The sequence below is a fragment of the Rahnella bruchi genome (assembly GCF_003614975.1).
GTDB classification, from domain to species: domain Bacteria; phylum Pseudomonadota; class Gammaproteobacteria; order Enterobacterales; family Enterobacteriaceae; genus Rahnella; species Rahnella bruchi.
Window position 1 is genome coordinate 285,835 of sequence record NZ_QZWI01000004.1, and the last position, 26,674, is coordinate 312,508.

Consider the following 26,674-nt stretch of genomic DNA (forward strand, 5'->3'; position numbering starts at 1 on the left):
GCGTGGATTTTTCTTTTTATGGCCTCACCGGAAATTAAAGGTTATCCGGTCTGATGTTTACGGCATCAGGATAATTTTACCGCTGAAACTGCGGGTTTCAAGCAGACGATGCGCGTCTGCACCGGCAGATAAAGCAAACTGAGTGACGGGTGGAAGTGTCACCTTCCCGTCTTTAATCAGTGCAAACAGACGGTCTGCGCGACGCTGACGCTCTTCACCGGAAACCAGATAAGTCCAGAGATCAGCGCCCAGTATACCGTGCGAATTCAGCTGAAGGCGCGACGGGTCAAATGCAGAAAGCGCACCGCCTGACATACCGAACAACACCACCCGCCCGCCGTCTTTAAGCGAATCGAGGCTTTCAGTAAGCGTGGTACCGACCGAATCAAACACCACATCACAGCCACCGCTCTGCCATTCCCTGACCTCTTTAGCCCAGGTATCGTAACCGGCAGCGGCCTCTGCACCGAGCCCGAGACAGGCAGACTGCTTGTCCTGATTCGACGCGACGGCAAAAGTGTGGATGCCCTGATGCTTCAACATCTGCAATAGTAACCGGCCAACGCCACCCGCTGCCGCCAGCACCGCAACATGCATTCCGGCACGCAACGGCAACACATCGTGCAGCAGATAATCGGCAGTCAGACCCTGTAATAACACGGCCGCAGCGTCAGATTCTGATAACCATTCCGGCAGGCGGATAGCGTGTTCAACCGGCACACAGATATGGCTGGCATGTGCCAGTGGAACATCGGCAAAACCGACCCGGTCCCCCGCTTTCCAACCTTTAACGTTTTCACCGACGGCAATCACACGACCTGCGCCCTCATAACCGGCAATATAGGGTGAATTGCCCGCCAGCGGATAACGCCCCTGACGGCGATAAATATCAGCGAAGTTCAGTCCGGCAGCGGTCACCGCCACCAGCAGTTCATCACCAGCCGGAACCAGATCCGCAGATTCATGCATGTGTAACACATCTGCCGTACCTGTATTTTCAAAAACCAGTGCCTGCATTGCCGTTCCTTAAAAAGTAATTTTACGATTATGGCGGCGATTATCGGCATGCGGGGACCGGAGATAAAGTGATGTCTGCTTTATTAATTCGATAATAAAAATTTATAATAACCTTCTTTATTCTTACCGGATGAAATAATGGACTACTTAAAGTGCATTGAATCCTTCATCAGCGCGACAGAGTCCGGCAGTTTTACCGCCGCTGCTGATAAGCTCGGGATTACGCCAGCGATGGTGGGCAAACATATCCAGATGCTGGAAAAACGCACCGGCTGCGTGCTGATTAACCGCACGACACGGCGTCAGGGACTGACAGAAGCCGGGCACCGCTTTTATCTGTACGGCGTGCAGATCCTCGCGACCATCGAAGATGCTGATTCACTGGCCCGGCATCTCAACGAAGAAGTCACTGGTCTGCTGCGTATCAGCGCACCGGTTTCGTTCGGGCAAAGGATACTGACGCCGATATTGTCGACCTTTTTGCAGCGTTTTCCCGCGGTGAATGCCTGTCTGGTGTTGAGCGACCGGCGTGTGGACTTGATTGAGGAACGCTTCCAGATAGCCATCCGCATCGGCAATTTGCAGGATGAAGGCTATATCGCCGTACCGCTTCCGCCCTATGAAATGGTACTGGCGGCATCGCCCGCTTATCTGGATAAACACGGTACGCCTGAGGATCCGGCTGATTTATCCGGCCACAACTGTATCAGTTTCAGCCAGTGGCGCGCCGATCATCTCTGGCCGCTGAACGGACCTCAGGGACTGGTTGATGCACTGGTATCCCCGAGACTTACCGTCGATTCCGGCGAAGCTATCCGCCAGGCCGCCTTATCCGGTCTTGGGATCGTCATGCATTCGTGCGTGATGTTGCAGGAAGATATCGATGCCGGAAGACTGCGCCGCGTGTTACCTGATTACGCGCCGGTTCCGAGACCTATGCACCTGCTGCGACTTCCCAACCCTCCGGCGCCGCTGGTTTCCGCTTTCTTTGAGCACTTTATGGAAGAGCTGGCTAAGTCCTGAAAGCACTGCGGGATCTTATTGAATATAAACGCCCTTCATAAGCCCGCAGCTTATTCAGCTCAGGGCTCAAATCCATAAAACTGCGGAGCGGGATCATGCGAATATTCAGGCCTTATACACCTCCACGGAAATAAAAAATGACGACCTTAAATGAACGCCTTGAGTGGCGCTATGCCACCAAAAAATTTGATGCGACCAAAACTGTAGAAACTGAAAAACTGGAACGTATTCTCGAAGCGATTCGTCTGGCTCCGACATCCAGCGGCCTGCAACCGTTCGAATTGTTTGTCGTCACCAATCCTGATATTCGCGCCAAAATCCGTACCGTTTCCTGGGATCAGGCGCAGGTTACCGACTGTTCGCATCTTCTGGTATTTGCAGCGTGGGATGACATCACGCCAGAACGTGTGAATATGATGTTTGACCTGACCAACGACATCCGTGGTTTTAAAAACGAAGGCTGGGAAAACTATCGCCAGATGCTGCTGGGCATCGTCGCAGATCGCGGCACCGAAGCGAATTACCAGGCCGCTGCACGTCAGGCCTATATCGGTCTGGGCGCAGCGCTGATTGCTGCCGCCTTTGAAGAAGTCGATGCCACCCCGATGGAAGGTTTCGATCCCGTTGCCGTTGATGACATCCTCGGTCTGAAAGAGAAAAACTTACGCAGCGTGGTCATGCTGCCGCTGGGCTATCGTGCAAACGAAGGTGACTGGCTGGTCAACCTGAAAAAAGTGCGCCGCAGCCGCGAGAACTTTGTGACTGAGATTAAATAAGCCGGTTACTCCCCTCTTATTCGTGGTTTACGGGTAAGAGGGGCAGCTTCAAAAACAATCCCCGCCCGCTATCAGATTAACTCTCCCTAATCCCCTCTGAAAATGCCGCTAAAATCATTACTCAGGCCCAAGTGACAACGGGCTGCTACGTTTAAAGAAAACAACCGGGGTAATGATGAAGGAAAAAGACGAGAAAACCAGTCTGATCGGGCTGGCCATCGGAGCCGCAGTAATGGGGCTGATTGCCAGCGGGAAAACCATTAACAGTTACAGCATCACAGAGGAACTTCGCCGACTGGGGCGCAAAAAAGGCGACGGACTCGAGGATGAAATTTTTGTAAAAGCGGCGGAACTGGTCAGCAAAGGATCATGACCGACCTGCCCGACTCTGGCTCTGGCTCTGATCAGGCCCGAGCCAATTTTCCTGGTGACAACCCGGCACGTTCTGTGCAGGATGAGTTTTTTCTTTCCGGGGATCATTCATGAGCGCAAAAACGGCATCGCTGGAAAGCCGTATCCGGCAACAATGGGATCAGCTTTCGTTGCACGAACAACGTTTGGCCGATGTCCTGTTAGCCGCACCGGGTCAGTTAGCGATGAATACCGCGACGGAACTGGCACAAAGCGCGGGCGTATCCAAGGCCACGGCCACACGGTTCTTTCGCCATATTGGTTATGAAAGTTACGACGCTGCACGTCGTCAGGCGCGTGAAATGCAAAACAGCGGTTCGCCGTTGTATCTTCAGGCTGCGCCCAGCGCTTCGCCCTTCGGTACGCTGATACAAAATCATCTGGAAAAAGAGATTTCCAGCCTGGTAAACACTTTCCGTTCACTGGAAAACGACCAGCTGGAGGCCTGCGTGGAGGCCATCGCTGATGCCAGACGCGTAGTCGTCATGGGCTGGCGTCACAGCCAGACAATCGCCATGCTGATATACCGCGACCTGATCCACGTTCACCCCGACGTACGCCTGCTGCCGCGTGCCGGTGATTCACTGGCGGAACATCTGGCTGCTCTCGGTCCAAAAGATGTGGTGATCTGCGTCGGATTGCGCCGCCGGATGCCTGCACTGGAAACCGCCATGAGCGCACTTGCCGAAATGCAGGTGCCTATGTTGTATATCTCTGATGTGTTGGCGGGTAAACCGGCCAAATATGCCAACTGGGTATTGCGTTGCCACACCGACGTGAATCTGATTTTCGACAGCACCGTGGCGCTTTCCGGCGTCTGTAACCTGCTTTGTTCGCTGGTTGCCCGCAGCATGGGAAAAACCGGCAGCTACCATCTTGCCAGCATCGAAACCCTGCACCAGAGCCTCGAAGAGCTGGAGTGATGCCCCACGCTGGCGCACCGTCTCGATATTCCATCCCCAAATCAGTGCAGCGGCAGATCTTCCTGCCGCTTTCCCTTTCCTTCTCGTGAAATCAGTGAAATTAAAATAACAAAACAAGAAACAGTTGTTTCTCATTGATTACTTAAGAAAAAACCGTTTCCTGCCTTATTTAGCCTGCGACTGATTAAAAAACTGGCATGGAAACTGCTCTGAGGTTAGTGACATTTCACCAACACCAGGGAAACACCATAATGAAAAAAATAGCATTGCTGATCGCCGCTTTAGTTACTGCTGGCGCGGCTACCACGGCACAGGCTGACACGCTGTCAGATATTAAAAGCAGCGGCAAAATCACCGTCGGTATCGACCCGACGTTTCCTCCTTATGAGTTCACCAACGACAAAGGCGAGATCACCGGTTACAGCGTGGCAATCATGCAATCGTTCGCTAAAGATCTGGGCGTGAAACTGGAATTTCAGAAAACCGCGTTCAGCGGCATTTTGCCAGGCCTGATTTCCGGCTCATTCAATGCAGAAGGTTCTTCTCTTAACGTCACAGCAGAACGTGCCAAAAAAGTGCTTTTTACGGTGCCTTACAGCAAAACCGTTAACGGCGTGCTGGTGCGTGAAAGCGATGTCAAAAAATTCAGCGGTAAAACCCTGTCGCCGGAACAGTTGTCCGGCCTGAGCGGTGCAGTGAAAAGTGCCAGCGTGCCGGAGCAGTTGCTGAAAGGCTTTAACGAGACGCTGACCAAAGAAGGCAAAAAGCCGATCACCATCATCAGCGTCGATACCCTGGACCAGACTGTCAGCACGCTGATGACCAAACGTGCTGACTTCGTGTTTGACGATATATCCGTGCTCGCGCCGATCGTTAAAAAATACCCGAATAAAGTGGTGCAGGTCGGCGAAGCCGGTCCGTCACAGTGGATGGCATGGGCTACCCGTAAAGACGACACCAGTCTGAACAAAGCCATCAGTGAACATATTCTGTCGATGCAGAAAGACGGCGAACTCACTACGCTGCAAAAACAATATCTCGGCACCACCTTTACCGTGCCCGCCAGCGATTTCATTCCCCAGGAGTAAGTTATGTGCCAATCCCTGCTGACGGTGCCTGCCGGTCATGGCCAAACCTTTATCGTGAACAAAGGGCAATTTATTACCGTCATTGATGCCGAAGGCCAGCAAGCCGCCGATTTTGTGGCCGTGAATGCCGCTGATCTGAATGAAAAACTGTCGCCGGTGCATACGCGTCAGCATCTGCGCTCACTGTTCTTCAAACCGGGAGACGCGCTGTGGTCGAGTGAAAACCGCCCGATGCTGCGTATCGTTGCCGACACCATTGGTATTCATGACGCCAATGTTCCGGCCTGTGACCGCACGCGTTTCAGTATCGATTTCGGAGTAGAAGGCCACCGTAACTGCGTCGATAACCTGCTCGAAGGCATGAAGGCACACGGCGTGACCTATTTCAGTCTGCCGGAGCCGTTCAACCTGTTCCAGAACGGGCCGGTCACTGCCGATGGCCGTATGGAGGTGACCGATCCGAACAGCAAAGCCGGTGACCGCATTGTCTTCGAGGCACTGTGTGATCTGATTTGTGCGGTGTCATCCTGCCCGCAGGACATCATTCCCGGCAACGGCTTACAGGTGACGCCGGTCGATATTCAGGTAAGCAACCATTACCACGCGGAGGTAACACATGCTGTTAATGCGTGAGGCCTGGGCCGAAAACGAAGTCCGTCCGCTGGCAGCGTCGGCAGACATCAAAGCCGGTGAAACAGGCTCCATTCGCGTTCTGCGCGGCCAGCTGCTGCGCATCACGGCGGCGGGTGAAGGCGCGGTGGCTTCCCTGTTTGGTTTCAGCCTGACTGACCCGGCAGCCTGGCTGTCAGTCCATCACACCCGCGTATTCAGCAACAGCTATCTGCTGGGTTCAGGAATGCGTCTGGTGAATAACCGCCGTCGTCCGGTGATGGTGCTGGGTAAAGACAGCGTAAAACGCCATGACCTGCTGCTGCCGGGTTCGACCACCGCGTGGCTGGCAGAGCGCGGTTATCAGGGCGACGGCTGCATCGAATCGGTCAGCGCGGAACTGGCACGGCTGGGCATGAACGTGCCGAAACTGCCGGATCCTATCAATCTTTTTATGCATGTCCGGCTGACGCGTGAAGGCGATATTTTGCCGGAAACCAACCGCACGCAGCCGGGGGACAGCATCACTTGTCGCGTGGTCGCTGATACCCTGTTTGTCGTTTCCGCCTGTTGTACGGGTATTGAAGGCAACGATAAACCGGCTCCGCTACGCCTTTCGGTGGCGGAAAACCTGTCGGCATTTGGCGAGGAGTAGCGCATGTTGGGGCTGGACGAACAGGTGATTGCGGCGCTTCCCGAATTAGGGCACGGCCTGCTGATGACGCTGACGCTTACCGTACTCGCGGCGCTGCTGAGCCTGATATGCGGGCAAATCATCTGCTTTCTCCAGCTGCGCAAAGCCTGGTTGTGGCGTGCTATCGGGCGACTGTACGTCAGTCTGATGCGCGGCACTCCGGCCATCGTGCAACTTTTTGTGGTGTTTTTCACCCTGCCGCGTCTGGGGCTTGGCGGTCAGCCGATGCTGGCAGCGGTACTGGCGATTGGCCTGAACAGCGGCGCATATGTCGCGGAAATCCTGCGTGTTAATCAGAGTCTGGTAACGCGCGGACAGCGTGAAGCTGCACGTACGCTGGGGCTGAACCGCTGGCTGACGTGGTGGTACGTGATTAATCCACAAGTGATCCGCGCCAGCCTGCCGATGCTGGTCAATGAGTTTACGATTTTGCTCAAAACCACGCCGCTGGCATCCGTGGTGGCGCTGACCGAACTGACCTATGCCGGACAAATCGTGATTGCCCGCACTTACGATGCCACACAGGTGCTGCTTTTAGTGTCAGCAGGTTATTTGCTGATCGCCCTGCCGCTCATCAGCGCCGTGCGGCAACTGCAAGCGAAACGGAGGACGACGTAATGGACTGGCAGGCAATTCTCACCTCATTACCGTCGCTCGGCGCGGGCATGATCGCCACGCTGAAACTCTGCGCGATAGCGGCAATCTGCTCGCTGTTGTGGGGCACGCTGATGGCGGTTGCCTTGATGCGAGCCCCGCCTTTCTGGCAGCGGTTACTGCATGTTTACACCAGCCTGACGCTGGCGCTTCCGCTGCTGATTGTCATCTATCTGCTTTATTTCGTGCTGCCGGAATACGACATCACCTTTACCTCGCCGCAGGTCGGCGTTCTGGCGCTGACCTTGTATTACGCGCCGTACATCGCGCAGGTGATTCGCTCAGCAATAGAGATGTTACCGCGCGGACAGTGGGAAGCCTGCCGCGTGTTAGGGCTGAGCCGCACCGAACAGCTGCGCGACGTGGTATTGCCACAAACGCTGCCGCAGATGCTGTCACCGCTGGTCGGACTGATGATCGGTCTGATTAAAGATTCCGCGCTGCTGTCGATTGTTTCGGTGCAGGAATTTATGTACGCCGCCAAACAGGCGATTTCTGAGACTTACGCGCCGCTGGAGATTTATCTCACGGTCGCGCTTTGCTACTGGGTGCTGAACAGTCTGATTGACTGGCTGGCGCGCCATATTGAATTTCGCATGACGCGCTATCGTCGCGGCATGCAACATTAACCAGGAGAAAAAAATGTCGGCTGAATTTGAGCATCGTGACATCCAGTTGATAGCCGCCCGCCACGGGAAAGCCGTGCGTCTTGCCAAAGGCGAAGCCGTGCAGGTAGTGAATCTTTATGGAACACAGGTGGTAGATTGCTGGGCGTACAACGCCGAAGACGTCACTGAATATATGTGTATGGAAGCCACCCGCGTCTGGAACCAGCGGCTGAATCCGCAGGTCGGCGACAGCTTTATCACCAGCCAGCGCCATCCGATTCTGACGCTGGTCGACGATACCTCACCGGGCGTACACGACACCTTTATGGCCGCCTGCGATGCCCGTCGCTATGAGTTGCTCGGCTGCACAGAACCGCACCGCAACTGCCACGATAACCTGTTTGAAGGCATGGCTGAACTGGGCGTGAAACTGCCGCACGGTAATCTGGCTTCGTTCAACATCTTCATGAACATTCAGGTACAACCGGATGGCCGCACGCTGAAAACCCTGCCGGTCGTCACGCGTCCGGGTGATTACATTATCCTGCGCGCCGAAATGGATTGCTACGTCGCCTTCTCCGCCTGCCCGCAGGACATCGTCAGCATTCAGGGTCAGGGCGACAACACCCCGCGCGATGCCGAACTTCGCATTCTGACGTCCGGTTTCCCGCAGGTGACATTACAGGGGGCATGGGTGCCGGAAGGGGTTTAATGATCGGTGATTTGTTGGAGAGAGAGTAAATCCACGCAGATGCGTGGGTTTATTAACACCCTCTGGTCCCTGTGATCAACTCTATACTGATTTCATGATAGCCCCAGACAGTACTGTATTGTTCGTTGTCACACGTTTTCGGGTCAGGGACATAATTCGACCAGTAAAACCGCCACACCAGGCCATCTTTACGTTTGGTGTATCCCTTGCTGATAAAAAATTGTTCTATTATTTTTTCAGCAGCAGGTACGTCTGCAACATCACTCCAGGTAATGCTTCGCTGAAAATAGCCATAGTTATCATCCCCTTCACTATAATACGTGATTATTCCTGGAATGTTTGGCGGCTCCATAAACAAATCCGGCGTAATGAAGTAGTAATGCACGTAATCTGAACGGGAATACTCTCTACCGTCAAAGGTGTCAGCAGTTTTAATAATTACATAAATAAACCCAGAAAAAAACATAGCAAAAGCAAGCAGTAACCATTTAATTAAATTACACAATTCACAACCCCAATTATTATAATGGAAAATTAGAATGATAGAATTCATCACCATGTGGGGTTTGGGCTATCCCCACCAATACTAAAATAATCTGGCGCAAACGGGTGGTGAGGATGAAAGTTAAAATGTGAGGGCATTTCTGGTTTATATCGAAAATCAAAACCATTACGTAATGTTATATATGCCTCACCATTTAATCTATTTTTATCGGCAAACAGGTCTTTAGCTGGTGTGTTTAAATATCTGTTAGAAATAAATTTTTTAGATAAATCCCCCAGAGGTTTTATATAGTCTAACCAGGAAGGAACGTAACCTAATCGGGGTAAAAATTTCTTGGGCGGGCATGGTTGAGGAAATAATAATGGTCTAAAACCATAATTTTTAAAACCACCCATTGGGCCATAATGATCCCATATTGATAAAGCATAAGTTAACCTCGTTGGCTGAGCTAACCTCAACACATCGACATCATTACCGAATATCCTGTAAAAACCGACCAGATCAGAAACGAGGTCTTCACAACTGAAACCGCTATCCGTTTTCCAGTTGATAATACTTGAATCCTGAAAAGCTTCAAACCTCCACGCGATTTTCATCATGATAGTGAGTGCGACTCTTTTTTTCATTTCATCACTCAAACATGATCGAACCATTAAAGGGGAATGGATCCCACCCCATATGTTCAATTCTTTACCATCAATGAGATAGGCCATTTCCTGATAATAATCTACGGGGAAATACCATTCATTTAGCTTTGGGAAAAATTTCCTACCTTTTTCCTCGAAGAGAATTTTTTTTAGCCTTCTCATATCGTCACCTCGGGCATGACCAAGATCTACCCACCCTAAAATTTTAGTATAAATTAATCCCTTGGTTCTGAGCCCATAGGAAAGCCCATCCACAATATGCTTCCGTTCACTCATACATCCCCCTTACATCACAATATCTTGCCAGAAACTGTAACCGGACGTACCGGCCTGATGGTGTTGCCAGGTAATACTGTTGAAGGTGAAGATCAGCGTTTCTTCGGCTTCGGCACCGTTGTGATCGACGGAGTGTGGGAAATTAAGCGAGACATCAATAAGGAATGCATCACGTAACTCAATTGAATAATACTTACTGTTCATACCCGTTTTATTGGTGCGCAAAATATCAAAATTGCATTGCAGTTTTTCATTATTGGCAATGGCTACCCCGAGCAAGGGCGAGGATTTGTCTACCAGTTTGGTCACTGAAACAGGCTGATGACAAACGTTTTGAGCACGGTGGGTGCTGTGTGTGAGGGCGAGAAGAAAGATTTGATCCTGATGTGAGGCCTGATATTTATTTCCCATAGAGTCATAAGTTCCGCAACCCTGCGATATCAGCCCTTGTTTTTCACCGGTTAAGGTCATATAAATCAAATTAGCCATGATATAACTCCTTTTAGTTCCAGAGTTTATAACTCAGCGAATAGGCTTAAACAAATACTAGATATCAATACCAATTAAAATAATAATTCATAAGAATTATATCTCTATGACCTCACTAAAGTGATAACGACAACGTATTATTCCCACGAATGAATTACATTAATAACCGTTTGAAAAACAGAGCTTACTAACCCTTTAAGTGAATATTCTTAAAGGGTTAACATTAGTGATTTCATTTATTACGCAATGGCTATTCCGGTTTTACAGCCCTTTCCAGCGCCGTTTTTAATTCATTTTCTGTCATCCGCACACAATAAGTCGGCATACCGCGCTCAAAGCGCCAGCCTTCGGAAAGTGCGCCTGTATCCACGGTGTCAAAACCAAAAGCGTCATACAGTGCAATAACTGCTTTTTTCGTTTCAGGATCATCACCTGCCAGCGGCAGAGCGCGACGTTGCGCATCGCCGGAGGGCAGACCATCGCTTTCGAGATCGGTCATCTGAATCGCATTGAACGCTTTGGTGACTTTCGACTGCGGCAGAAAACCGGCGAGATATTCGCTGGTAGTGGTGCTCCGGTTATCCAGCTCAGCCACCTGCCCGTCGCGCTCTGGATAATAGTTCACAGCATCGATCACCGGTTTACCGGCAATCTCTGCCACCGGCAATTGCCCGATAGCCGTCAGCGGCACGGCGATCACCACGATATCGCCAAAAGAAGCGGCTTGCGCCGCTGTACCGGTTTCACAACCGATCATAGGTTTAAGACTGAACAATGTTTGCGGCCCGCGTGAATTACTGAGCATGACCTGATGCCCGGCTTTGATCGCCAGTTTAGCCACCGCTCTGCCCACAAACCCCGCACCAATAATGCCTATTTTCATGATTCTCACCTTTCATTTTGCTGTCGATAGGTTAAGAATAATTCCACACTCAGTATTGATAAATTGCCATCAGAACCACAAACAAACAACATACAAGAGGGAATCATGGATCGTTTAACCAGCATGAATGTGTTCGTCAGAACCGCCGATCTGGGTTCTTTCGCGGCAGCGGCAGAAGCGTTGCGCATTTCTCCGCAGATGGTAGCGAAGCATATTGCGCGACTGGAATCCCGCCTGGGGACGTTGCTTATCAACCGCACAACGCGGCGTCAGCACCTGACAGATATCGGGCGCAGTTATTATGAGCGCTGTAAAATCGTGCTTTCTGAGGCCGAAGCTGCGGATGCCATAGCGCTTGAAATGAAAGTCACGCCCTCCGGCACGTTGCGAGTCAATGCGCCGGTGACGTTCGGCACATCGTCTCTTGCGCCTTTCATCACGCATTATCTTGCGCTGTTTCCCGAAACGCAGGTTGAACTGACACTCAGTGACCGGATGGTCGATCCGGTTGAGGAAGGCTATGAAGTGATCCTGCGCATAGGTGAACTCAGCGACAGCCAGATGATTGCTTATCCGCTGCGGCCCTACCAGCTGATTGCCTGCGCCTCTCCTGGCTATCTCGCGCAGAACGGCGTGCCGGAAACGCCTGCGGAACTCGCCACACATTCTTGTCTGGTTTATGGCATCTGGTCGCCTCAGGCACCCTGCCGCTGGCAATTTCACAAAGACGGTAAGATGCATGAAATCCAGCCTGAAGGCCGCCTGCGCTCTAACGACTGGCGAGCGCTGTTGCACGCCGCCGTCAGAGGATATGGGGTTACACTGGGTCCGGCAGAAGTTCTGAGAGAAGAAATCGATGCGGGACGGTTGGTTCAGGTTTTACCCGACTACGAAGGACCTTCGCGACCGATGCATGTGCTGACACCGGCGGGTTTACGCCAGACGGTGAAGATCCGCAGTTTTATTAAGGCGGTGCAGAAGGCATTTGGTTAAAAGGATAAAAATGCTGATCTTAGTGTCAGCAATTTTTCATACACGTATTTATCACCAGACTCACTTTATTTTCAGAAGGAATAATAAAATACCGTTCTCCAAGTTTATACCGCGCCTCAACATCGATACCACTCTCAACCAGATAGAGTTTTAGTATTTTCACTGCCTGCGGTACGTCATTTACCTGAGACCAGGTTACCTTTTCCTCTAAAAGGGTATTTTCGTCACCACCTTGCACATAATAAAGCGCATTATTAGAAATCTGAGGAGCATTTTTAATAATGCCGGGCGTCAGGTAGTAATAATCAAACCAGTTTGATTTACGATATTCTTTTCCGTCAAAGATATAACCAAATAAGAAAAAATTGAAAACCATGCATAATAAAAGTCCAACGGACAACATTACAAAAAAGTAACCAAACCACTTAATTAATTTTTGCACACCACCCTCCACTCTCATTATAATTAACTCACCAGGTTGGCATGGGATTGTCACCGCCAATATGAAAATAATCAGGAGACTTCGGATAATGTGGGAAAATAGGATAATGCGAAGGCATTTTTAGATCTGACGGTTTAACAAATCCCTGTCTTAGGGATAAATACACGTCTCCATTCACTCTATTTTTATCTTCAAAGAAATTTGTCACCGGCCTGTTTAGATAACGATTTGATATGTATAAACTCGATAAATCGCCTAATGGCTTTATGTAATCTAACCATGAAGGAAGAATTCCTAATCTCGGCGATGATTTTTTTCCGGGTGATGGTTTTGGAAATAACAGGGGTCTGAAAGTCTTATTCTTGTGACTCCCAACCGGCCCATAATGGTCCCAAATAGAGAGACTATAGGCAATATCCGTTGGCTGTGACAAAATCAACGGGTCGATACCATTACCGAAAATCCGATAAAAACCAACTAAGTCAGATACCAGATCTTCACAACTAAAACCACTGTCGGTACGCCAGTTTATTAATGAGGTATCCTGCAACGCCTCAAATCGCCATGCAGCCTTCATTATGATGGTTAAAGCGATACGTTTTTTCAGTTCGCTACTCAGACATGATCGCACCATCAGAGGTGCATGAATACCAGCCCAAAGATTAGTAAGGGATTTCTCATGAACAGGAAGATACATTTCCTGGTAATAATCCACAGGAAAATACCAGTCATTTAACTCGCGGAAATACTTCCTCCCTTTCTCTTCAAAAAGTATTTTTTTAAGTTTATTACCATCATCTCCACGAGCATGTCCCATATCTATCCAGCCCAACACTTTGGTGTAGACTAAACCCTTACCACGAGAAGTACCTAAAATGGAGCTGGTAATATCGCTGCGTTTGCTCATATATCTCCAAAGGTATTAAAATAGATTACAACAACCTGTTAACCGAATTGTCAACGAAATGACGTTGCCAAGCATAATAGCTTATTAATCACCGTGTAAACTTCTGAGGTTATATCGCAACATTTTGGCGTAAACAAATATTAAAAATCCATGAATTACGCTAACTGATTTGCTCAGGCTATAATCTTAAAAGGAATGACAACGAATTTGTTTCCATAAAAAAAACCCACGCTCTCACGTGGGTTTTATCGTTTTAAAGCGTTCACACTCTGACGATTAATGCTTTGCCAGCGCCGCCGCGTTTTTCCCGGCGAGAATACCGAAGATGATGATATCGGCGACGGCGTTACCGCCGATGCGGTTCGCGCCGTGGATGCCACCGACCACTTCGCCTGCGGCCCAGGCACCGGTGATCACCTGTTTTTGCGCATCAAGCACGGCGGTATCCGGGTTGATGGTCACACCGCCCATGGTGTGATGCACGCCCGGTGCGATGCGAATGGCAAAGAACGGCCCCTGATTAAGCGGATGACGCAGCGCCGTGGTGCGCCCGAAATCCTCATCCTTTTTCTCGACCACAAACAGGTTGTAGCGCAGCAAGGTTTCGGAAAGCGTCTGCGGATCCATATTCAGTTTCACCGCCAGCTCTTCCGGCGTTGGTGCACTGATAACAAAGCCTTTGGCGATGTACTCGTCAGCCGCTTTGTTATTGGCACGTACCTGCTCGTCGAAGATGACCCAGGCACTTTTCTCCGGCAACGCGATGATTTCCGCAGACACTTTGTCGCGGGTTTCCATCTCATTATAGAAACGCTTACCGGCCTGACTGACCAGGATTGCGCCGCCGCCTCGAATGGCTTCAGAGATCAGATAAGACGTGGTCTGCTCCACCGTCGGGTGGATCTGAATTTCGCCCATATCCACGGTATCTGCGCCCAGTTTCTGTAGCATGGCGATGCCACTACCGGTCGCGCCCGGATGGTTGGTCGTTACAAAACCATCAAGCTCTGGACGATATTTCACCACCATCTCGCGGTTGGCACTGAAACCACCGGTGGCGACGATGACGCTTTTCGCATTCAGAATGCGGCTGTCGTTATATTCATCCACCACTTTCACGCCGGTCACCACGCCATTTTCAGACAGAATTTCAGCAACGGACGTTTCGAGCAGCACTTCGATATCGCGCTTGTTGATGTTTTTCACCAACCCGCTGATCAGGAAGCCACCCACGGCGGAGCGGTCTGCCGGACGGTGCGTACGGTCGATGCTCATCCCGCCAGTGATAGTGATATCGTTGAGCTCAATTTCTTTCGCGGCCAGCCATTCGACGGCTTCCGGTGCCAGCTCGACAAACTCACGCAGCAGGACCGGGTTGTTTTTGAACTTGCCGCCTTTCAGCGTCTCGTCATAGAACAGATCTTTGCTGTCTTCGATACCTTTCAGTTTCTGGAAACGCGTTTCTGCCGCGTTCATCCCGACGGAAGCTTTAATGGTGTTTCCGCCAATGGTCGGCATTTTCTCGATAATCACCACGTGTGCGCCTTCGTCGTGCGCCTGAATCGCCGCTGCCAGCCCTGCGCCGCCGCTGCCGATGACCACAACGTCGAAGTTTTGCGGTGCCTGCGGGTTACCGCCTTCTTCAATCACATGTTCTTTACTGGATGTCGCCAGCGCACGCGAAACGGCTTTTTTCAGCGCCTCACTCTGCGTGGTCGCACCGGTAATGGCATCGACGTGCGGACTGTTAGCGACCAGCATGCGGGTGCGCAGGCTTTCGAAGGTGGTGGTGAAATCGACGTCAAGCGAGTCGTCTTTGACCAGCGCGATGTCGGTGATACGGTCGGTATCGAGCGTGACACTGATTTTCAGCTTCAGCGCTTCGGCTTCCACTTTCTCCTGATAAACCCCTGCCTTATATTTACGACCCGTGACACTGGTGTCGCGGATCATGGCGTCAACCAGTGAGAAGCGCCACAGCGGTTCAGGGATATTCAGTTCTTCGCGCTTATGGCTGTCGATGAACAGTTCGAGGTGATCGTTATTAATAATGCGATCGGCCCAGTCAGGATAGGCAATACAGGCTTTACCGACGGCGATGAGATCAAAACCGTATTCCAGCCCTTTTTCCGCATCGGCTTTGTTGATCACGCCGCCAACACCAATCACCGGCACTTTGGCCAGCGTTTCAGAACGCATCGCGCGGAATTTGGTAATAAGCGGAGTGGGATCCTGAGTATCAACAATGGAAGGACGCAGCAGTTGACCGACCGAGAAATGCACGTAGTCCAGCCCGCGTGCGGCGAGTTTTTCCAGCAGGTACATAGTGTCGTCAAAGCGGATGCCGGGGACTTCCAGCTCTTCCGGCGAGAAACGGTAGCCGATAATAAAGGAGTTATCGGCGAAGCGCTCCGCCATCTTATGGGTGATCTCCAGGACTTCCAGCGGGAAACGGGCGCGTTTGTCGCGATCGCCGCCCCATTTGTCGGTGCGCTGGTTGGAGTTCGGTGAATAAAATTGCTGGATCAGATACGTGTTGGCGCCGTGGATTTCCACACCGTCGAATCCGGCTTTAATAGCACGGTTAACCGCATCACCAAACTTGGTGATCATGGTGTCCACTTCTTCGCCGGTCAATTCTTTCGGCTGGGTCGCGCCTTCACGCGGTGCGGCGATGGCACTTGGCGCAACCGGCGTGCGTCCGCCGATCAGTTCCGGCTCCACCATTCTGCCGCCATGATAAATCTGCAAAATCGCTTTTGAGCCTTTGGATTTAATGGCATCAGCAATTTTCTTCAGACCGGAAATCTTGTTGTCGCTGTCGATGGCAATTGCGCCGGGAAACGCCGGGCCCATACGGTCAATGAAGCAACATTCAACGATGATGGTCCCGATGCTGCCGGCTCTATCGCGGTAATATTCCACCAGCTCACTGGTGACGGTACCATCATAGAAGCCGGTACAGGTGGTCATAGGTGCCATCAGCAGACGGTTTTTCAGTACCGCACCGTTGGGCAACGTAAGCGGATTGAGTACCGGGGTCAGCTTATTCATTGTGATCAACTCCGAAATTTACAGGTCTTGGATTTTTCTGTGGTCGCATTACTTACCGTTCTTAACCCTCTTCATTAACGTAAAGAAGAAACAGGTTTAAATAAGCAATCCGAAGCAGGTGACGAATAGGGAAATCTGGTGGTTCATTATTTGCATTATGCGATGAAATAGGCGCTATAAACGTTCTGAAAGCAGGAGTTGTTTATTTATCCGGCATGAAAATTCATACCACCCTCAAGTGTTAATGATGAGTTGACAAAAATCAACTTTAGATTAACATAAAAAATCCCACCAGCAAAATCAGCAAGTTGACTTCTAGAGTTGGCGTTTACGTTGATTTACTCTACATTCTCTTAAGCGGCAACATCTGAAAAAGAACCGGGAAAAAATAACCACATTCCCTGTAATGATATATGGCTGTATATAAGCGAATTCATCGCCTCAATGACTCTAAGAATAATAGTAATGTCTTAATTTCGTCATAGAGGATGCATCCGCATTACGTACCGCTTAATACATTTTTGTTAAAGAATAATTAATGGTTTTCAGGAACAGAAAACAATCACTAACCACCGGGGCGTAAGGCTCACTCTCAATAACGGGCAAAAATTTTATGAAACCCACATCCAATTTGAATGATCCTAATGTGGCGGTGCCACCGCAAACGGGGCAAAAAAAACGTCTGATCATGCTGTTTCTGCCGGTGCTGGTGGCGGTGCTGTTACTGCTGACGCCAGTCCCTGCCGGGCTTGAGCCTTATGCATGGCACTTCTTCGCTATTTTCGTCGGGGTGATTGTCGGATTGATTTTCGAACCGCTGCCAGGCGCAGTGATTGGCCTGACCGGCGTGGTGGTGATCGCCCTCTTCAGTCAGTGGCTGCTGTTCAGCCCTGCCGAAATCGCCAATCCTAAATTTAAAATGCCGACCGAAGCCTTTAAATGGGCGGTAAGCGGATTTGGTAACTCGACCGTCTGGCTGATTTTCGGCGCATTTATGTTTGCCGCCGGTTATGACAAAACACAGTTTGGCCGCCGTCTGGCCCTGATCCTGGTGAAATACCTCGGTCGCCGCAGTCTGACACTCGGTTATGCCATTACCTTTGCCGACCTGTTGCTCGCGCCTTTTACGCCTTCCAATACCGCACGCAGCGGCGGGACGATTTATCCGATCATCGCCAACCTGCCGCCGTTGTACGGCTCCAAGCCGAATGACCCGAGCGCGCGTAAAATCGGTTCGTATCTGATGTGGGTCGCGATCACCGCCGCCTGTATTACCAGTTCGATGTTCCTGTCTGCACTCGCGCCGAACCTGCTGGCGTTGGCGTTAGTCAAAAGCATCACCGGCTTTACGATTTCCTGGGGCATGTGGTTCCTGGCGTTTCTGCCGCTCGGCGTGCTGCTGATCCTGACCATGCCGCTGCTGGCCTACTGGTTCTATCCGCCTGAAGTGAAGATCAATGACGAAGTGCCGCGCTGGGCGAAAAGCGAACTCGACAAACTGGGTAAGCTGTCGCGCAACGAAATCCTGCTGCTGATCTTCGTGTGCTCTGCACTGCTGATGTGGATTTTTGCCGCTGCCTGGATTGAACCAGCAATGGCTGCCCTGCTGGTCGTGGTGCTGATGCTGTGGACCGGCGTGCTGAACTGGAACGATATCACCAGCAACAAACCGGCCTGGAACACCTTCGCGTGGTTTGCGACGCTGGTGGCGCTGGCGGATGGTCTGGCCCGCGTCGGCTTCATCGCCTGGCTGGGTAAAGAAGGCGGACAGTTGCTCAACGGATTCGACCCGCAGGTCGCCGCCGTCATGCTGCTGATTGCGTTCTTCCTGTTGCACTATCTGTTCGCCAGTACCACGGCGCACACCACCGCGCTGTTACCGGCGATGCTGACCATTGCTGCGGCTATTCCGGGCATTAATATGCCGGTTTACTGCCTGATGATGGTGACATCGCTGGGTGTGATGGGGATCATCACCCCGTACGGTACAGGCCCTAGCCCGATTTACTACGGCAGCGGCTACCTGCCAACGAAAGATTACTGGCGTCTGGGCACCATCTTCGGCGCTATCTTCCTCGGCGGCATGATGCTGATTGCCTATCCGTGGATGGTAATGATGTTCTGATATTCAGCTGTGCAATAAAAAACGCCCCTGGGGAGTGATCTCCTCAGGCGCGTTTTTTTGTGGGTATACAGATCATGCCGCTGTCAGCGATGAGCGAGCTTTCTAAATATAGACGGTTCGAATGAAAGAAACAGTCAGACTTCGAGTGCAGCTAGAATGAGGGCTTCCATTTTCTTCGGGGTGGTGAACGGTGCAAAACGCTTAAGCGGTTTGCCGTCGCGTCCGATCAGGAACTTAGTGAAGTTCCACTTGATCCGTCCACCCAGAACGCCAGGTAATTCATCTTTCAGGTAACGAAACACCGGATGCGCCGCGGCGCCGTTGACCTCCACTTTCTCAAATATCGGGAAGCTCACACCGTAGTTGATGTGGCAGGTCTGCGCGATTTCGTCGGCATCGCCGGGTTCCTGTTTACCGAACTGGTTGCAGGGGAAGCCAAGCACCACCAGACCTGAAGCAGCGAACTTCTTGTAGAGCGTTTCAAGGCCCGCGTATTGTGGCGTGAAACCGCAATGGCTGGCGGTATTAACCACCAGAATCAGCTTACCCGCATAGTCGGCCATAGAGACGAGCTGGCCACTCAGACTGGTGGCGGTCAGTTGATGAAAGGTGTTCATGTCAAAATCCTCAGAGCAGATTTGGAAAGTCGAATCTGGTGACTAAAGTGTAGCTTTTAACCCTCTCCGGCGGATCGATGTTCTTTTCCGCTTCTGAAAAGCAAAAACGGCCAGTGGAATTCCGCTGGCCGTTTTTTTATCTCAATACTGAATCACACCTGCGCCATACCGCCATCCACAAACAGCTCGGTGCCGTTGATAAAACTGGCGGCATCAGAGGCCAGGAACGCCACCACTTTGCCGATTTCTTCCGGTTCACCCAGACGCCCCAGCGGCACCTGCGCCGCAAGCGCATCGAACAATCCCTGGCGGTGTTCATCAGGCACCAGCCCGCCAAGTCCCGGCGTGCGTACCGGCCCCGGACTGACCACGTTCACCCGAATACCGCGACCTTTCAGATCCAGCGCCCAAGAGCGGACAAAGTTACGCACCGCGGCTTTACTCGCGCTGTACACGCTGAAACTTTCGGTGCCCTGAATAGAGGTTGTGGAACCGGTCAGGATCACCGATCCGCCTTCACGCAGCAACGGTAACGCTTTCTGCACAGTAAACAGCACGCCGCGCACGTTGGTGCCAAAAATACGGTCGAAATGCTCTTCGGTAATCGCCCCCAGTGGTTGCATATCGCCGCCGCCCGCGTTGGCAAATAAGATATCCAGATGCCCTGCACTTTTGGCGATTTGCGCATAGACCGCATCAAGGTCGCTCAGCATTGAGGCATCCGCGCGAATACCCGTCGCAGCGCTGCCGATTTCGCTGACTGCCGCGTCGAGTTCAGCCTGACGGCGGCCGGTGATAAATACCTGTGCGCCCTGCTCAGCCAGTTCTTTTGCGCTCGCCAGACCAATGCCGCTGGTACCGCCGGTAACCAGTGCAACTTTTCCGTTCAGTAATCTGCTCATTTTCTTTCCTCAATATCAGTGGAGTTTCAGTGAGCCGCGTTTGCGGCATGGACTTACTGTAGTCCTGCAAGGTTTATTGAAAAATAGTGGAAAATGAAAATGACTATTCATGGCTGTGTATAATAAAAACATACTGACTGGCGGAGTAAACGGATGGATCAGCTGACAGCGATACGGGCGTTTGCCCGCGTGGTGGAAGCCGGGAATTTTACCAGAGCGGCGGATTCTCTCGATATGCCCAATGCGACCCTGAGCAAACTGGTGCAGGAACTGGAAGCGCATCTCGGCGTGCGGCTGTTGCAGCGCACCACAAGGCGCGTGACGGTCACACCGGAAGGTCGCGGGTATTATGAAAAAACGGCGCGTATTCTGCGGGATCTGGAAGACATTGATACCTCGCTCAACACGGCGCGCAGCAAACCACGAGGCCTGTTACGCGTTGACGTCGGCGGTTCCACCGCGCGCGATGTTCTGATCCCCATGCTGCCGGACTTCATGTCGCGCTATCCAGATATCTGCCTCGATCTGGGCGTCTCCGACCGCCCTGTCGATCTCATCAGCGATAACGTGGATTGCGTGATCCGCGGTGGTCCGCTCGACAGCTCGTCGCTGATTGCCCGCAAGATAGGCGACGCAACACTCATCACCTGCGCGACCCCGGCTTATCTGAAATCTTTCGGCACTCCGGCGTATCCTGATGAACTTAAAAACGGCCACCGGCTGGTGAGTTATGTCTCCTCACAAAACGGTCGCGCCTTCCCTTTTCGTTTTGAACGCGATGGCGAAAAAACAGAAATCAAAGTCGCGCACCGTGTCGGCGTAAACGAAAGTAATGCACATTTGGCAGCGGGACTGGCCGGACTCGGGATCATTCAGACATTCAGTTATTCAGCAAACAGCGCGCTGCGCGAAGGCACGCTGGTGGAAATCCTGAAAGAATGGCGTCCGGCGGTGTATCCGTTCCACGTGGTTTACCCGCAGAACCGCCACGTCCCCCAGCGCCTGAGGGTGTTTATCGACTGGCTGCTGGAAGGGTTTGCGGGGCGGGTTGGATGAAGAATTGATAGGTTGAACGAACGTTAAAACGGGACAGATACCCCAGGAGGAATCAATGTCTCATTCATCATCGAGAGCAAGAGTTTTAGATGCCACAAGACCACTGGCACACAGAGCATCTCACGCCAGAAGCTGCGCGAACCATGTGGCAAACAGGCTGGGGATATCCCGCAGTGTGAGCGTATTTACTCTAAATCATGGATAGCTAACTGAAGCTAATAAGCGCCCTACGGCGCTTTGGAAATTAGTTGTTCTGGTACAAGTCCCAGCGATTTCCGTAGAGATCCTCAAATACAACCACCGTCCCGTACTCTTCCTCACGTGGCTCCTCGCAAAAATGAACGCCTGCGACATTCATAGCGTCGTAATCGCGCCAAAAATCGTCAGTATGAAGGAAAAGAAACACCCGCCCGCCACACTGATTACCGATAAAGGTTTTTTGCATATCGTTTGAGGCGCGGGCCAGAAGAAGATTACAGCCGCTTTCCGGGTTAGGCGTCACAACCACCCAGCGCTTGCCAGGTTGAGGCGTGTCTTCAACAAGCGTAAACCCGAGCTTGCTTGTGTAATATTCAATCGCTCGGTCATAATCATCGACAACGATAGCCACATACCCCATACCTCTTTTCTGCGTTCTCAAAATCAACTCCATTCGTTTTGGGATCTGCCATTCACTCGAAATCACCATATCATTCGCTATGAATGCCCGCTACTGGCACATACCAGACATTTGCCGCTATGACCGAATATTTTCGTAAGGCTAGGCCTCAAACATATCCGCCCCGATATAAGACCCTTCTTTCGGTGCCGGGGTACGAAGAAGATCCCTGAACCGATGTGAGAGATGTATTCGTTAAGCGCGTCGGATGCGCCGAGTTTAGTCTGCAAGGCTTCGAACTGCGCCGGGTCTTTCTGATAGCTGATAAACAACAGTCCGGCATCAAGTTGCGCCATGTTATTTAGCCCGTCGGTGTAGTTATAAGAACGGCGGAGGATTTTAATCCCGCCGTTGTTCTCAGGTTCTTGATTCGAAAGAGCTGGCAGCTAATCTGATGATGGTCAGTCGTAAAGAAGAACCGGGTGCCGCCGTGATTGCCTACCACAACCACACCCGGAAACCCTGTCTCTTTACAGGTTGAACAACGTCTCGGGTGTTATTTCCGCAGTGAAACCAGGATTTGATGCAATTCATCGGCAAACAGTGCCGGGTCGGTGGCATAGCCCAGATGATGCCCGCTGACCTCAATACATAAGCAGGGTAATTTTCGTGCCAGTTCACGCGCGGTCAGGGCATAAAACGCGTCACCACTAGTGCGCCCCCGGGCAGTCACCATCGGTACACCGCCGTTGCGCAGTGCTGCCAGGTCAGGGACAAACCTGTTGATAGTGTTGAATTCATGTGAAAGGAAACGGTCATACGCACTCCCCTGATCACCCGGAGCACTGGCATTTAAGTCCAGGCCGACGAATACCGTGTTGAACAACTTCATCGCCTCGGCACCGCCGTCTGCTTTATATGTGTCGTACACGCGGTTAAAAAACAGTCGCCAGGATGCAGCTTCAGGCTCTGGCAGAAAGTCAGTAATGGGAGGTTCATGAGCGACCAGGCCCCTGACCAGTTGCGGGTGATCCTGTGTCAGTTTCAAAGCAATGTTCGCCCCGGCACTGTTGCCGAACACAAACGCCTTTTCAGTGCCCAGCGCACGGATAACAGCAACGGCATCGCGACCCTGTTGGGCCATGTCCAGTTCAGCCTGGGTATCGCCGATACTGCGGAAATTAGCGCGCCGGTCGTAACGCACTACGGTATAGCGGCCAGCGAGTTGTGCAGATAACGCGGTGAAGCGGCGGCTGTCACCATTACCTCCGACAACCAGTAACAGTAACGGCCCCTGTCCTTCGACGTCATAAGCAATTTCAGCCCCTTCGTTATGAACAGTAGCGGAATAGCGTTGCATGATGTTTTCTCCAGAAGAAAATGGGTGTTCAGTTTCACTTTGCTAGTTGATTAATACAAATAGATAAAACTTACTAATCAATCAATATTAATGATTTTCTTGAAACCCTCGAATCTGGTGAAGTGTAGGACGTCCCTCAGCGCGGGCAATCAATCCCACCAACATTACCGTATATATAACAGCAGCCGTATCAACCCAGGGCTTATGCCCATGCCTTGTTCTGGATAACCACCCTATATCCGTCGAGGTCAACAAATGTCCTTCCGTTCACATCCCAGTAAGGGTTGAATGACTGTGTCATTCTGAAACCAGCATCAGTCATTCTTTCGCAGGCATGCATGCATCCTGAATAGACCCGGGTTCTCCTGGAGAGGATACTGCTTGAAGGTTCAGATCCCGCTTGAGTTTACACGCTAGCCTGTTTTTAATTTGTCTATGAGAGACTGCGAAATATTCCGCCTTGTTAATGCCCGCTTTTGGCATTCAGGAGACGCTCAGACCCAGCATGGCGAGGAAAGAATCGGTATCAATCTGCACGCTCCGCCAATACTGACAAGTTCAACTGTTCCACGCGCAATAATTCGCTATGATGAAAAAAATGAAAAGGATATCGAAGATGAAAGCAGTCGAATTTCTGCTGTACACTCTAAAACCAGGCACCGGGAAAGACTTCCACAAAATCATGACGGAGGAGAGTGCTCCACTTCACCGTTCAGCGGGTATGGATATTATTTCTTTTGGTATATCCGCACATGACAACGACGCATACTATCTGATCAGAGCTTATGACAGCCTCTCCCATCTCAAATCCTCTCAGGAAACTTTTTACAACAGTGAAGAATGGCGTCTTGGCCCTCGGCAGGACATTATTGATAGGATCAGCGTCAGCGTTAAATCGGTGCTCATGCTTAATAATAGTGCCATAGAGAATTTACGTTCAAATTGACTGTCCATCTATGCGTATAAAAGCCGCGCAAGCGGCATTTATATTGCTTGCCCGAGCCGTTCATCCGATGATCTGAGGTATCTCACCGGCAGCTTTTAGCGATGAGCGGACGAAGAAAGTAATATAAGAGCATCAATGTAAATTTTCTGGCAATTCATGCTCAAAACATTAATGAAATTTCTTTTTATATGTGATTAAGAGGGCTTTAAATGTGTGCGGTTGATGAATTAAAGATGAAGTATCCAAGCGCGAATGCTTGGCAATTTGGTGATAGCCCAGAACTGGCCAACGAACTTGCAGACCTTATTATAAAAGGGATTAAAACGGCCTCATGCGGTTCTTTTGCAACTTACCAGCAAGAAGAATATGCACCTAGGATTGGGAGTTATAACATCATCCTTGATAGCCAGGATGTACCAGTGTGCGTTATCAGATTGGTTTCGATGCGACTCGTGCGTTTTTGTGATGTTACCGCCGACTTTGCCCGAAAGGAAGGTGAAGGTGATTTGAGCCTTGAGTATTGGCAGAACGAACATCAGAAGTTTTTTACTCGTGAAGGTTATTTCTCTGATGAAATGGAGCTGATCGCAGAAGAATTTGAGGTTGTTGAGGTTCTGTGAACCGAACAAAGTATCTGCATCTCAGATGAGAAAAATATCGTAGCGTTACCTACTGCAATTTATAAAATTTCCTCTTTTGGCACGAAGCAAACATGCTGATGTGAATGGTCCGCTATGAGCGAGGAGCGGACATTCGCCCTATCTCTTTTATCACACTCTCAATAACCGCATATTCTTGTGTGAATTCTTTGGTTTCTCGTTCTTTAAGTCAGACTTTACAAATTTAAAAACTTTTTTGAATCGAAGATTTATGTAATCTGTCAGACTCATGTACTAGGCAGGTGGATTCCAATGAATTTTTCGTCAATTGAAGATGTTAGGAACCGTATCGATCAGATTGACAGTGAACTGGTTAAAATGATCGCGCAACGTAGCCAGTGTGTTAAAGCTGCAGCAGCTTTCAAAAGTGACCATTCAGCCGTACGTGCTCCAGACCGCGTCCAGCAGGTAATCGATAAGGTAAGTAAACAGGCGACTGAAGCAGGACTTCCCACAGTGATTATCGAAAAGGTCTACCGGGCTATGATCGGCGCGTTTATCGATTATGAACTCGATCAACACGACCAACTGCGACAAGAAAACCGCTGAAATCGTGCGTCAAGTTACTATATAAGAGCTGTTGAATGTCTACTTATGGCACACAGCAGACAAACAAGTGACGCTGAAGGTCTGCTGAGAGCGAGGAGCGGACATTCTTGCTCATAGTAGAATCCGCATCATTGGTAGACAAGGGGGTTGAAAATATCAAAGCATTTTCACAGTGTTACCTAACTAGGCGGGAAGATTTTCTCTGTACCACTTGAGATAGAATTCAAAATCACTTTTACGCCTTTCATTAAGCAATACGACTACCTCGGTAACAATCCATGCTTTAGCAATCGCAATTTCTTTGGCTAAATCATTAGGATTATAATTCCGCGATATACAGTTATAGCGTTCAGCAAACTCAATAAATTTTTGTTTAAAACCCATTCCCTTTATTAGTGGGGCAAGGTCAATGGCTGGGCTACCAGTGCTGAATCTCTCCCAGTCGAAAAGAACTAAATCACCGTTATCCCTTTTTCCCCAATTACCCGCATTACTGTCGCCTGAAATTAAGCACTGACCACTGAAAAGAACATCACTTGCCTGGTAAAAATACCGCAACTGTTTTGCTGCTCTGTCCGGTAATGCCAACAGTATGAGAGATTTTTCAAGGGCTGCTTCTGACCAGGTTAGATTGTGATAAACCCATGAAGGGTCAGGTCGATAGCAATGTAAGCGAGACAGAATTGCCAAAACTTCATCTCGTACAACTTCGTCCTGATCAACTTGGTGTGGGATATATTCCAGTCTTAACTTGCGAGTGGACGGATCGGCGATCAACAACTTTGGGGTGGAAATGTCGACCTGAACGAGATGCCTGGCTGCGTGTTGATAAAAATTAAACTCGACATCACTGACAGGAAATTTTTCGATTACCTGATGACCTGCTTCATCCACCAAAAGCGTCACTTTGGCAGTCCCCATGCGTGATAAATTATCATCAGACATACATATTGCCTTTATCGTTGGCCGGTTGGTTAATTCAGAGGGGTTTGAGTTTAGCGCAATCTGTAAGTCATACAGCCAGATTGCCTCTCTATAGTTAGCACATTATGAAGCGTATAACGTCCGCTCCTGGCACACAGCAGACAAAACACCTGACGCTGAAGGTCTGACGAGAGCGAGGAGCCGACCTTTCATTCATGGCGGCTATA

Annotated in this window: 30 protein-coding genes and 1 pseudogene; 16 read left to right on the forward strand and 15 right to left on the reverse strand. The window is 50.6% G+C overall.

From position 1 onward, the window contains the following. Positions 1 to 57: 57 nt before the first annotated feature. A complete protein-coding gene (locus tag D5398_RS11070) occupies positions 58 to 1,017 on the reverse strand; it encodes a zinc-binding dehydrogenase (protein ID WP_120507672.1) in 960 nt (319 codons plus the stop codon). Positions 1,018 to 1,155: 138 nt separating this feature from the next. On the opposite strand from D5398_RS11070, the gene D5398_RS11075 reads away from it, so the two are divergent. The 10 genes from D5398_RS11075 to D5398_RS11120 all read left to right on the forward strand — a co-directional run bounded on the left by D5398_RS11075 (position 1,156) and on the right by D5398_RS11120 (position 8,515). Further along, a complete protein-coding gene (locus D5398_RS11075) occupies positions 1,156 to 2,040 on the forward strand; it encodes a LysR family transcriptional regulator (protein ID WP_120507673.1) in 885 nt (294 codons plus the stop codon). Between the two features lie 137 nt (positions 2,041 to 2,177). Beyond that, positions 2,178 to 2,816, forward strand: a complete 639-nt coding sequence (locus D5398_RS11080; RefSeq protein WP_120507674.1) for a nitroreductase family protein — start codon at positions 2,178 to 2,180, stop codon at positions 2,814 to 2,816. 175 nt (positions 2,817 to 2,991) lie between these two features. Further along, positions 2,992 to 3,189, forward strand: a complete 198-nt coding sequence (locus D5398_RS11085; RefSeq protein ID WP_120507675.1) for a hypothetical protein — start codon at positions 2,992 to 2,994, stop codon at positions 3,187 to 3,189. A 109-nt stretch (positions 3,190 to 3,298) separates the two neighbouring features. Continuing rightward, complete coding sequence (locus tag D5398_RS11090) at positions 3,299 to 4,150, forward strand: MurR/RpiR family transcriptional regulator (RefSeq protein ID WP_120507676.1); 852 nt, start codon at positions 3,299 to 3,301, stop codon at positions 4,148 to 4,150. 251 nt (positions 4,151 to 4,401) lie between these two features. Next, complete coding sequence (locus D5398_RS11095) at positions 4,402 to 5,238, forward strand: transporter substrate-binding domain-containing protein (protein ID WP_120507677.1); 837 nt, start codon at positions 4,402 to 4,404, stop codon at positions 5,236 to 5,238. A 3-nt stretch (positions 5,239 to 5,241) separates the two neighbouring features. Next, positions 5,242 to 5,871: a DUF1989 domain-containing protein gene (locus D5398_RS11100; protein WP_120507711.1), complete on the forward strand. Its 630-nt coding sequence runs from the start codon at positions 5,242 to 5,244 to the stop codon at positions 5,869 to 5,871. Beyond that, positions 5,855 to 6,502, forward strand: a complete 648-nt coding sequence (locus D5398_RS11105) for an urea carboxylase-associated family protein (protein ID WP_120507678.1) — start codon at positions 5,855 to 5,857, stop codon at positions 6,500 to 6,502. The genes D5398_RS11100 and D5398_RS11105 overlap by 17 nt, the downstream gene beginning before the upstream one ends. A gap of 3 nt (positions 6,503 to 6,505) precedes the next feature. After that, positions 6,506 to 7,159 carry an amino acid ABC transporter permease gene (locus tag D5398_RS11110; RefSeq protein ID WP_120507679.1) on the forward strand — a complete coding sequence of 218 codons (654 nt, stop codon included), beginning with the start codon at positions 6,506 to 6,508 and terminating at the stop codon, positions 7,157 to 7,159. After that, on the forward strand, positions 7,159 to 7,824 hold the full coding sequence (locus D5398_RS11115; protein WP_120507680.1) for an amino acid ABC transporter permease: 666 nt from the start codon (positions 7,159 to 7,161) through the stop codon (positions 7,822 to 7,824). The genes D5398_RS11110 and D5398_RS11115 overlap by 1 nt, the downstream gene beginning before the upstream one ends. A 13-nt stretch (positions 7,825 to 7,837) precedes the next feature. Next, positions 7,838 to 8,515: a DUF1989 domain-containing protein gene (locus D5398_RS11120; RefSeq protein WP_120507681.1), complete on the forward strand. Its 678-nt coding sequence runs from the start codon at positions 7,838 to 7,840 to the stop codon at positions 8,513 to 8,515. Between the two features lie 52 nt (positions 8,516 to 8,567). On the opposite strand, the gene D5398_RS11125 is transcribed toward D5398_RS11120, so the two are convergent. The 4 genes from D5398_RS11125 to D5398_RS11140 form a co-directional block, all read right to left on the reverse strand. After that, a complete protein-coding gene (locus D5398_RS11125; RefSeq protein ID WP_120507682.1) occupies positions 8,568 to 9,074 on the reverse strand; it encodes a hypothetical protein in 507 nt (168 codons plus the stop codon). After that, entirely contained in the window at positions 9,068 to 9,943 is an 876-nt protein-coding gene (locus D5398_RS11130; protein ID WP_208645937.1) for a hypothetical protein, read from the reverse strand. The genes D5398_RS11125 and D5398_RS11130 overlap by 7 nt, the downstream gene beginning before the upstream one ends. Positions 9,944 to 9,952: 9 nt before the next feature. After that, positions 9,953 to 10,432 carry an Hcp family type VI secretion system effector gene (locus D5398_RS11135; RefSeq protein ID WP_120507683.1) on the reverse strand — a complete coding sequence of 160 codons (480 nt, stop codon included), beginning with the start codon at positions 10,430 to 10,432 and terminating at the stop codon, positions 9,953 to 9,955. 250 nt (positions 10,433 to 10,682) lie between these two features. Continuing rightward, positions 10,683 to 11,315 (reverse strand): NADPH-dependent F420 reductase, encoded by a 633-nt coding sequence (locus D5398_RS11140; RefSeq protein ID WP_120507684.1) that lies wholly within the window; start codon positions 11,313 to 11,315, stop codon positions 10,683 to 10,685. 105 nt (positions 11,316 to 11,420) lie between these two features. Here D5398_RS11140 and D5398_RS11145 point away from each other — a divergent pair, with 105 nt between their 5' ends. Continuing rightward, on the forward strand, positions 11,421 to 12,308 hold the full coding sequence (locus D5398_RS11145) for a LysR family transcriptional regulator (RefSeq protein ID WP_120507685.1): 888 nt from the start codon (positions 11,421 to 11,423) through the stop codon (positions 12,306 to 12,308). A gap of 25 nt (positions 12,309 to 12,333) precedes the next feature. Here the strand turns inward: D5398_RS11145 and D5398_RS11150 are convergent, their stop codons facing one another. The 3 genes from D5398_RS11150 to D5398_RS11160 form a co-directional block, all read right to left on the reverse strand. Then, entirely contained in the window at positions 12,334 to 12,750 is a 417-nt protein-coding gene (locus tag D5398_RS11150) for a hypothetical protein (protein WP_244216746.1), read from the reverse strand. 28 nt (positions 12,751 to 12,778) lie between these two features. Next, positions 12,779 to 13,657 carry a hypothetical protein gene (locus tag D5398_RS11155; protein ID WP_244216747.1) on the reverse strand — a complete coding sequence of 293 codons (879 nt, stop codon included), beginning with the start codon at positions 13,655 to 13,657 and terminating at the stop codon, positions 12,779 to 12,781. A gap of 276 nt (positions 13,658 to 13,933) precedes the next feature. Continuing rightward, positions 13,934 to 16,711, reverse strand: coding sequence for a flavocytochrome c (locus D5398_RS11160; protein WP_120507686.1), 2,778 nt, complete (start codon positions 16,709 to 16,711; stop codon positions 13,934 to 13,936). Between the two features lie 613 nt (positions 16,712 to 17,324). On the opposite strand from D5398_RS11160, the gene D5398_RS11165 reads away from it, so the two are divergent. Continuing rightward, positions 17,325 to 18,836 (forward strand): anion permease, encoded by a 1,512-nt coding sequence (locus tag D5398_RS11165; protein WP_120507687.1) that lies wholly within the window; start codon positions 17,325 to 17,327, stop codon positions 18,834 to 18,836. Positions 18,837 to 18,970: 134 nt separating this feature from the next. Here the strand turns inward: D5398_RS11165 and D5398_RS11170 are convergent, their stop codons facing one another. Beyond that, complete coding sequence (locus D5398_RS11170; protein WP_120507688.1) at positions 18,971 to 19,453, reverse strand: glutathione peroxidase; 483 nt, start codon at positions 19,451 to 19,453, stop codon at positions 18,971 to 18,973. 152 nt (positions 19,454 to 19,605) lie between these two features. Then, positions 19,606 to 20,355, reverse strand: a complete 750-nt coding sequence (locus tag D5398_RS11175) for an SDR family NAD(P)-dependent oxidoreductase (protein WP_120507689.1) — start codon at positions 20,353 to 20,355, stop codon at positions 19,606 to 19,608. Between the two features lie 153 nt (positions 20,356 to 20,508). Here D5398_RS11175 and D5398_RS11180 point away from each other — a divergent pair, with 153 nt between their 5' ends. Further along, positions 20,509 to 21,411: a LysR family transcriptional regulator gene (locus tag D5398_RS11180; protein WP_120507690.1), complete on the forward strand. Its 903-nt coding sequence runs from the start codon at positions 20,509 to 20,511 to the stop codon at positions 21,409 to 21,411. Positions 21,412 to 21,655: 244 nt separating this feature from the next. On the opposite strand, the gene D5398_RS11185 is transcribed toward D5398_RS11180, so the two are convergent. The 4 genes and pseudogenes from D5398_RS11185 to D5398_RS25630 all read right to left on the reverse strand — a co-directional run. Next, complete coding sequence (locus tag D5398_RS11185) at positions 21,656 to 22,051, reverse strand: VOC family protein (protein WP_120507713.1); 396 nt, start codon at positions 22,049 to 22,051, stop codon at positions 21,656 to 21,658. A 56-nt stretch (positions 22,052 to 22,107) separates the two neighbouring features. Beyond that, positions 22,108 to 22,455: a Dyp-type peroxidase gene (locus tag D5398_RS11190; protein ID WP_341868525.1), complete on the reverse strand. Its 348-nt coding sequence runs from the start codon at positions 22,453 to 22,455 to the stop codon at positions 22,108 to 22,110. Between the two features lie 110 nt (positions 22,456 to 22,565). Continuing rightward, positions 22,566 to 23,369, reverse strand: a complete 804-nt coding sequence (locus tag D5398_RS11195) for an alpha/beta fold hydrolase (protein WP_120507691.1) — start codon at positions 23,367 to 23,369, stop codon at positions 22,566 to 22,568. Between the two features lie 202 nt (positions 23,370 to 23,571). Further along, positions 23,572 to 23,703: pseudogene (locus tag D5398_RS25630) on the reverse strand (VOC family protein); the annotation flags it as partial. Positions 23,704 to 23,985: 282 nt separating this feature from the next. Between D5398_RS25630 and D5398_RS11205 the strand changes: the two are divergent. The 3 genes from D5398_RS11205 (at position 23,986) to D5398_RS11215 (ending at position 25,523) form a co-directional block, all read left to right on the forward strand. Then, positions 23,986 to 24,315, forward strand: a complete 330-nt coding sequence (locus tag D5398_RS11205; RefSeq protein WP_120507692.1) for an NIPSNAP family protein — start codon at positions 23,986 to 23,988, stop codon at positions 24,313 to 24,315. A 209-nt stretch (positions 24,316 to 24,524) separates the two neighbouring features. Continuing rightward, complete coding sequence (locus tag D5398_RS11210; protein WP_120507693.1) at positions 24,525 to 24,935, forward strand: ASCH domain-containing protein; 411 nt, start codon at positions 24,525 to 24,527, stop codon at positions 24,933 to 24,935. A 291-nt stretch (positions 24,936 to 25,226) separates the two neighbouring features. Continuing rightward, positions 25,227 to 25,523: a chorismate mutase gene (locus D5398_RS11215; RefSeq protein ID WP_120507694.1), complete on the forward strand. Its 297-nt coding sequence runs from the start codon at positions 25,227 to 25,229 to the stop codon at positions 25,521 to 25,523. 183 nt (positions 25,524 to 25,706) lie between these two features. On the opposite strand, the gene D5398_RS11220 is transcribed toward D5398_RS11215, so the two are convergent. After that, positions 25,707 to 26,468 (reverse strand): aminoglycoside phosphotransferase, encoded by a 762-nt coding sequence (locus D5398_RS11220; protein ID WP_120507695.1) that lies wholly within the window; start codon positions 26,466 to 26,468, stop codon positions 25,707 to 25,709. Between the last annotated feature and the right edge of the window lie 206 nt (positions 26,469 to 26,674).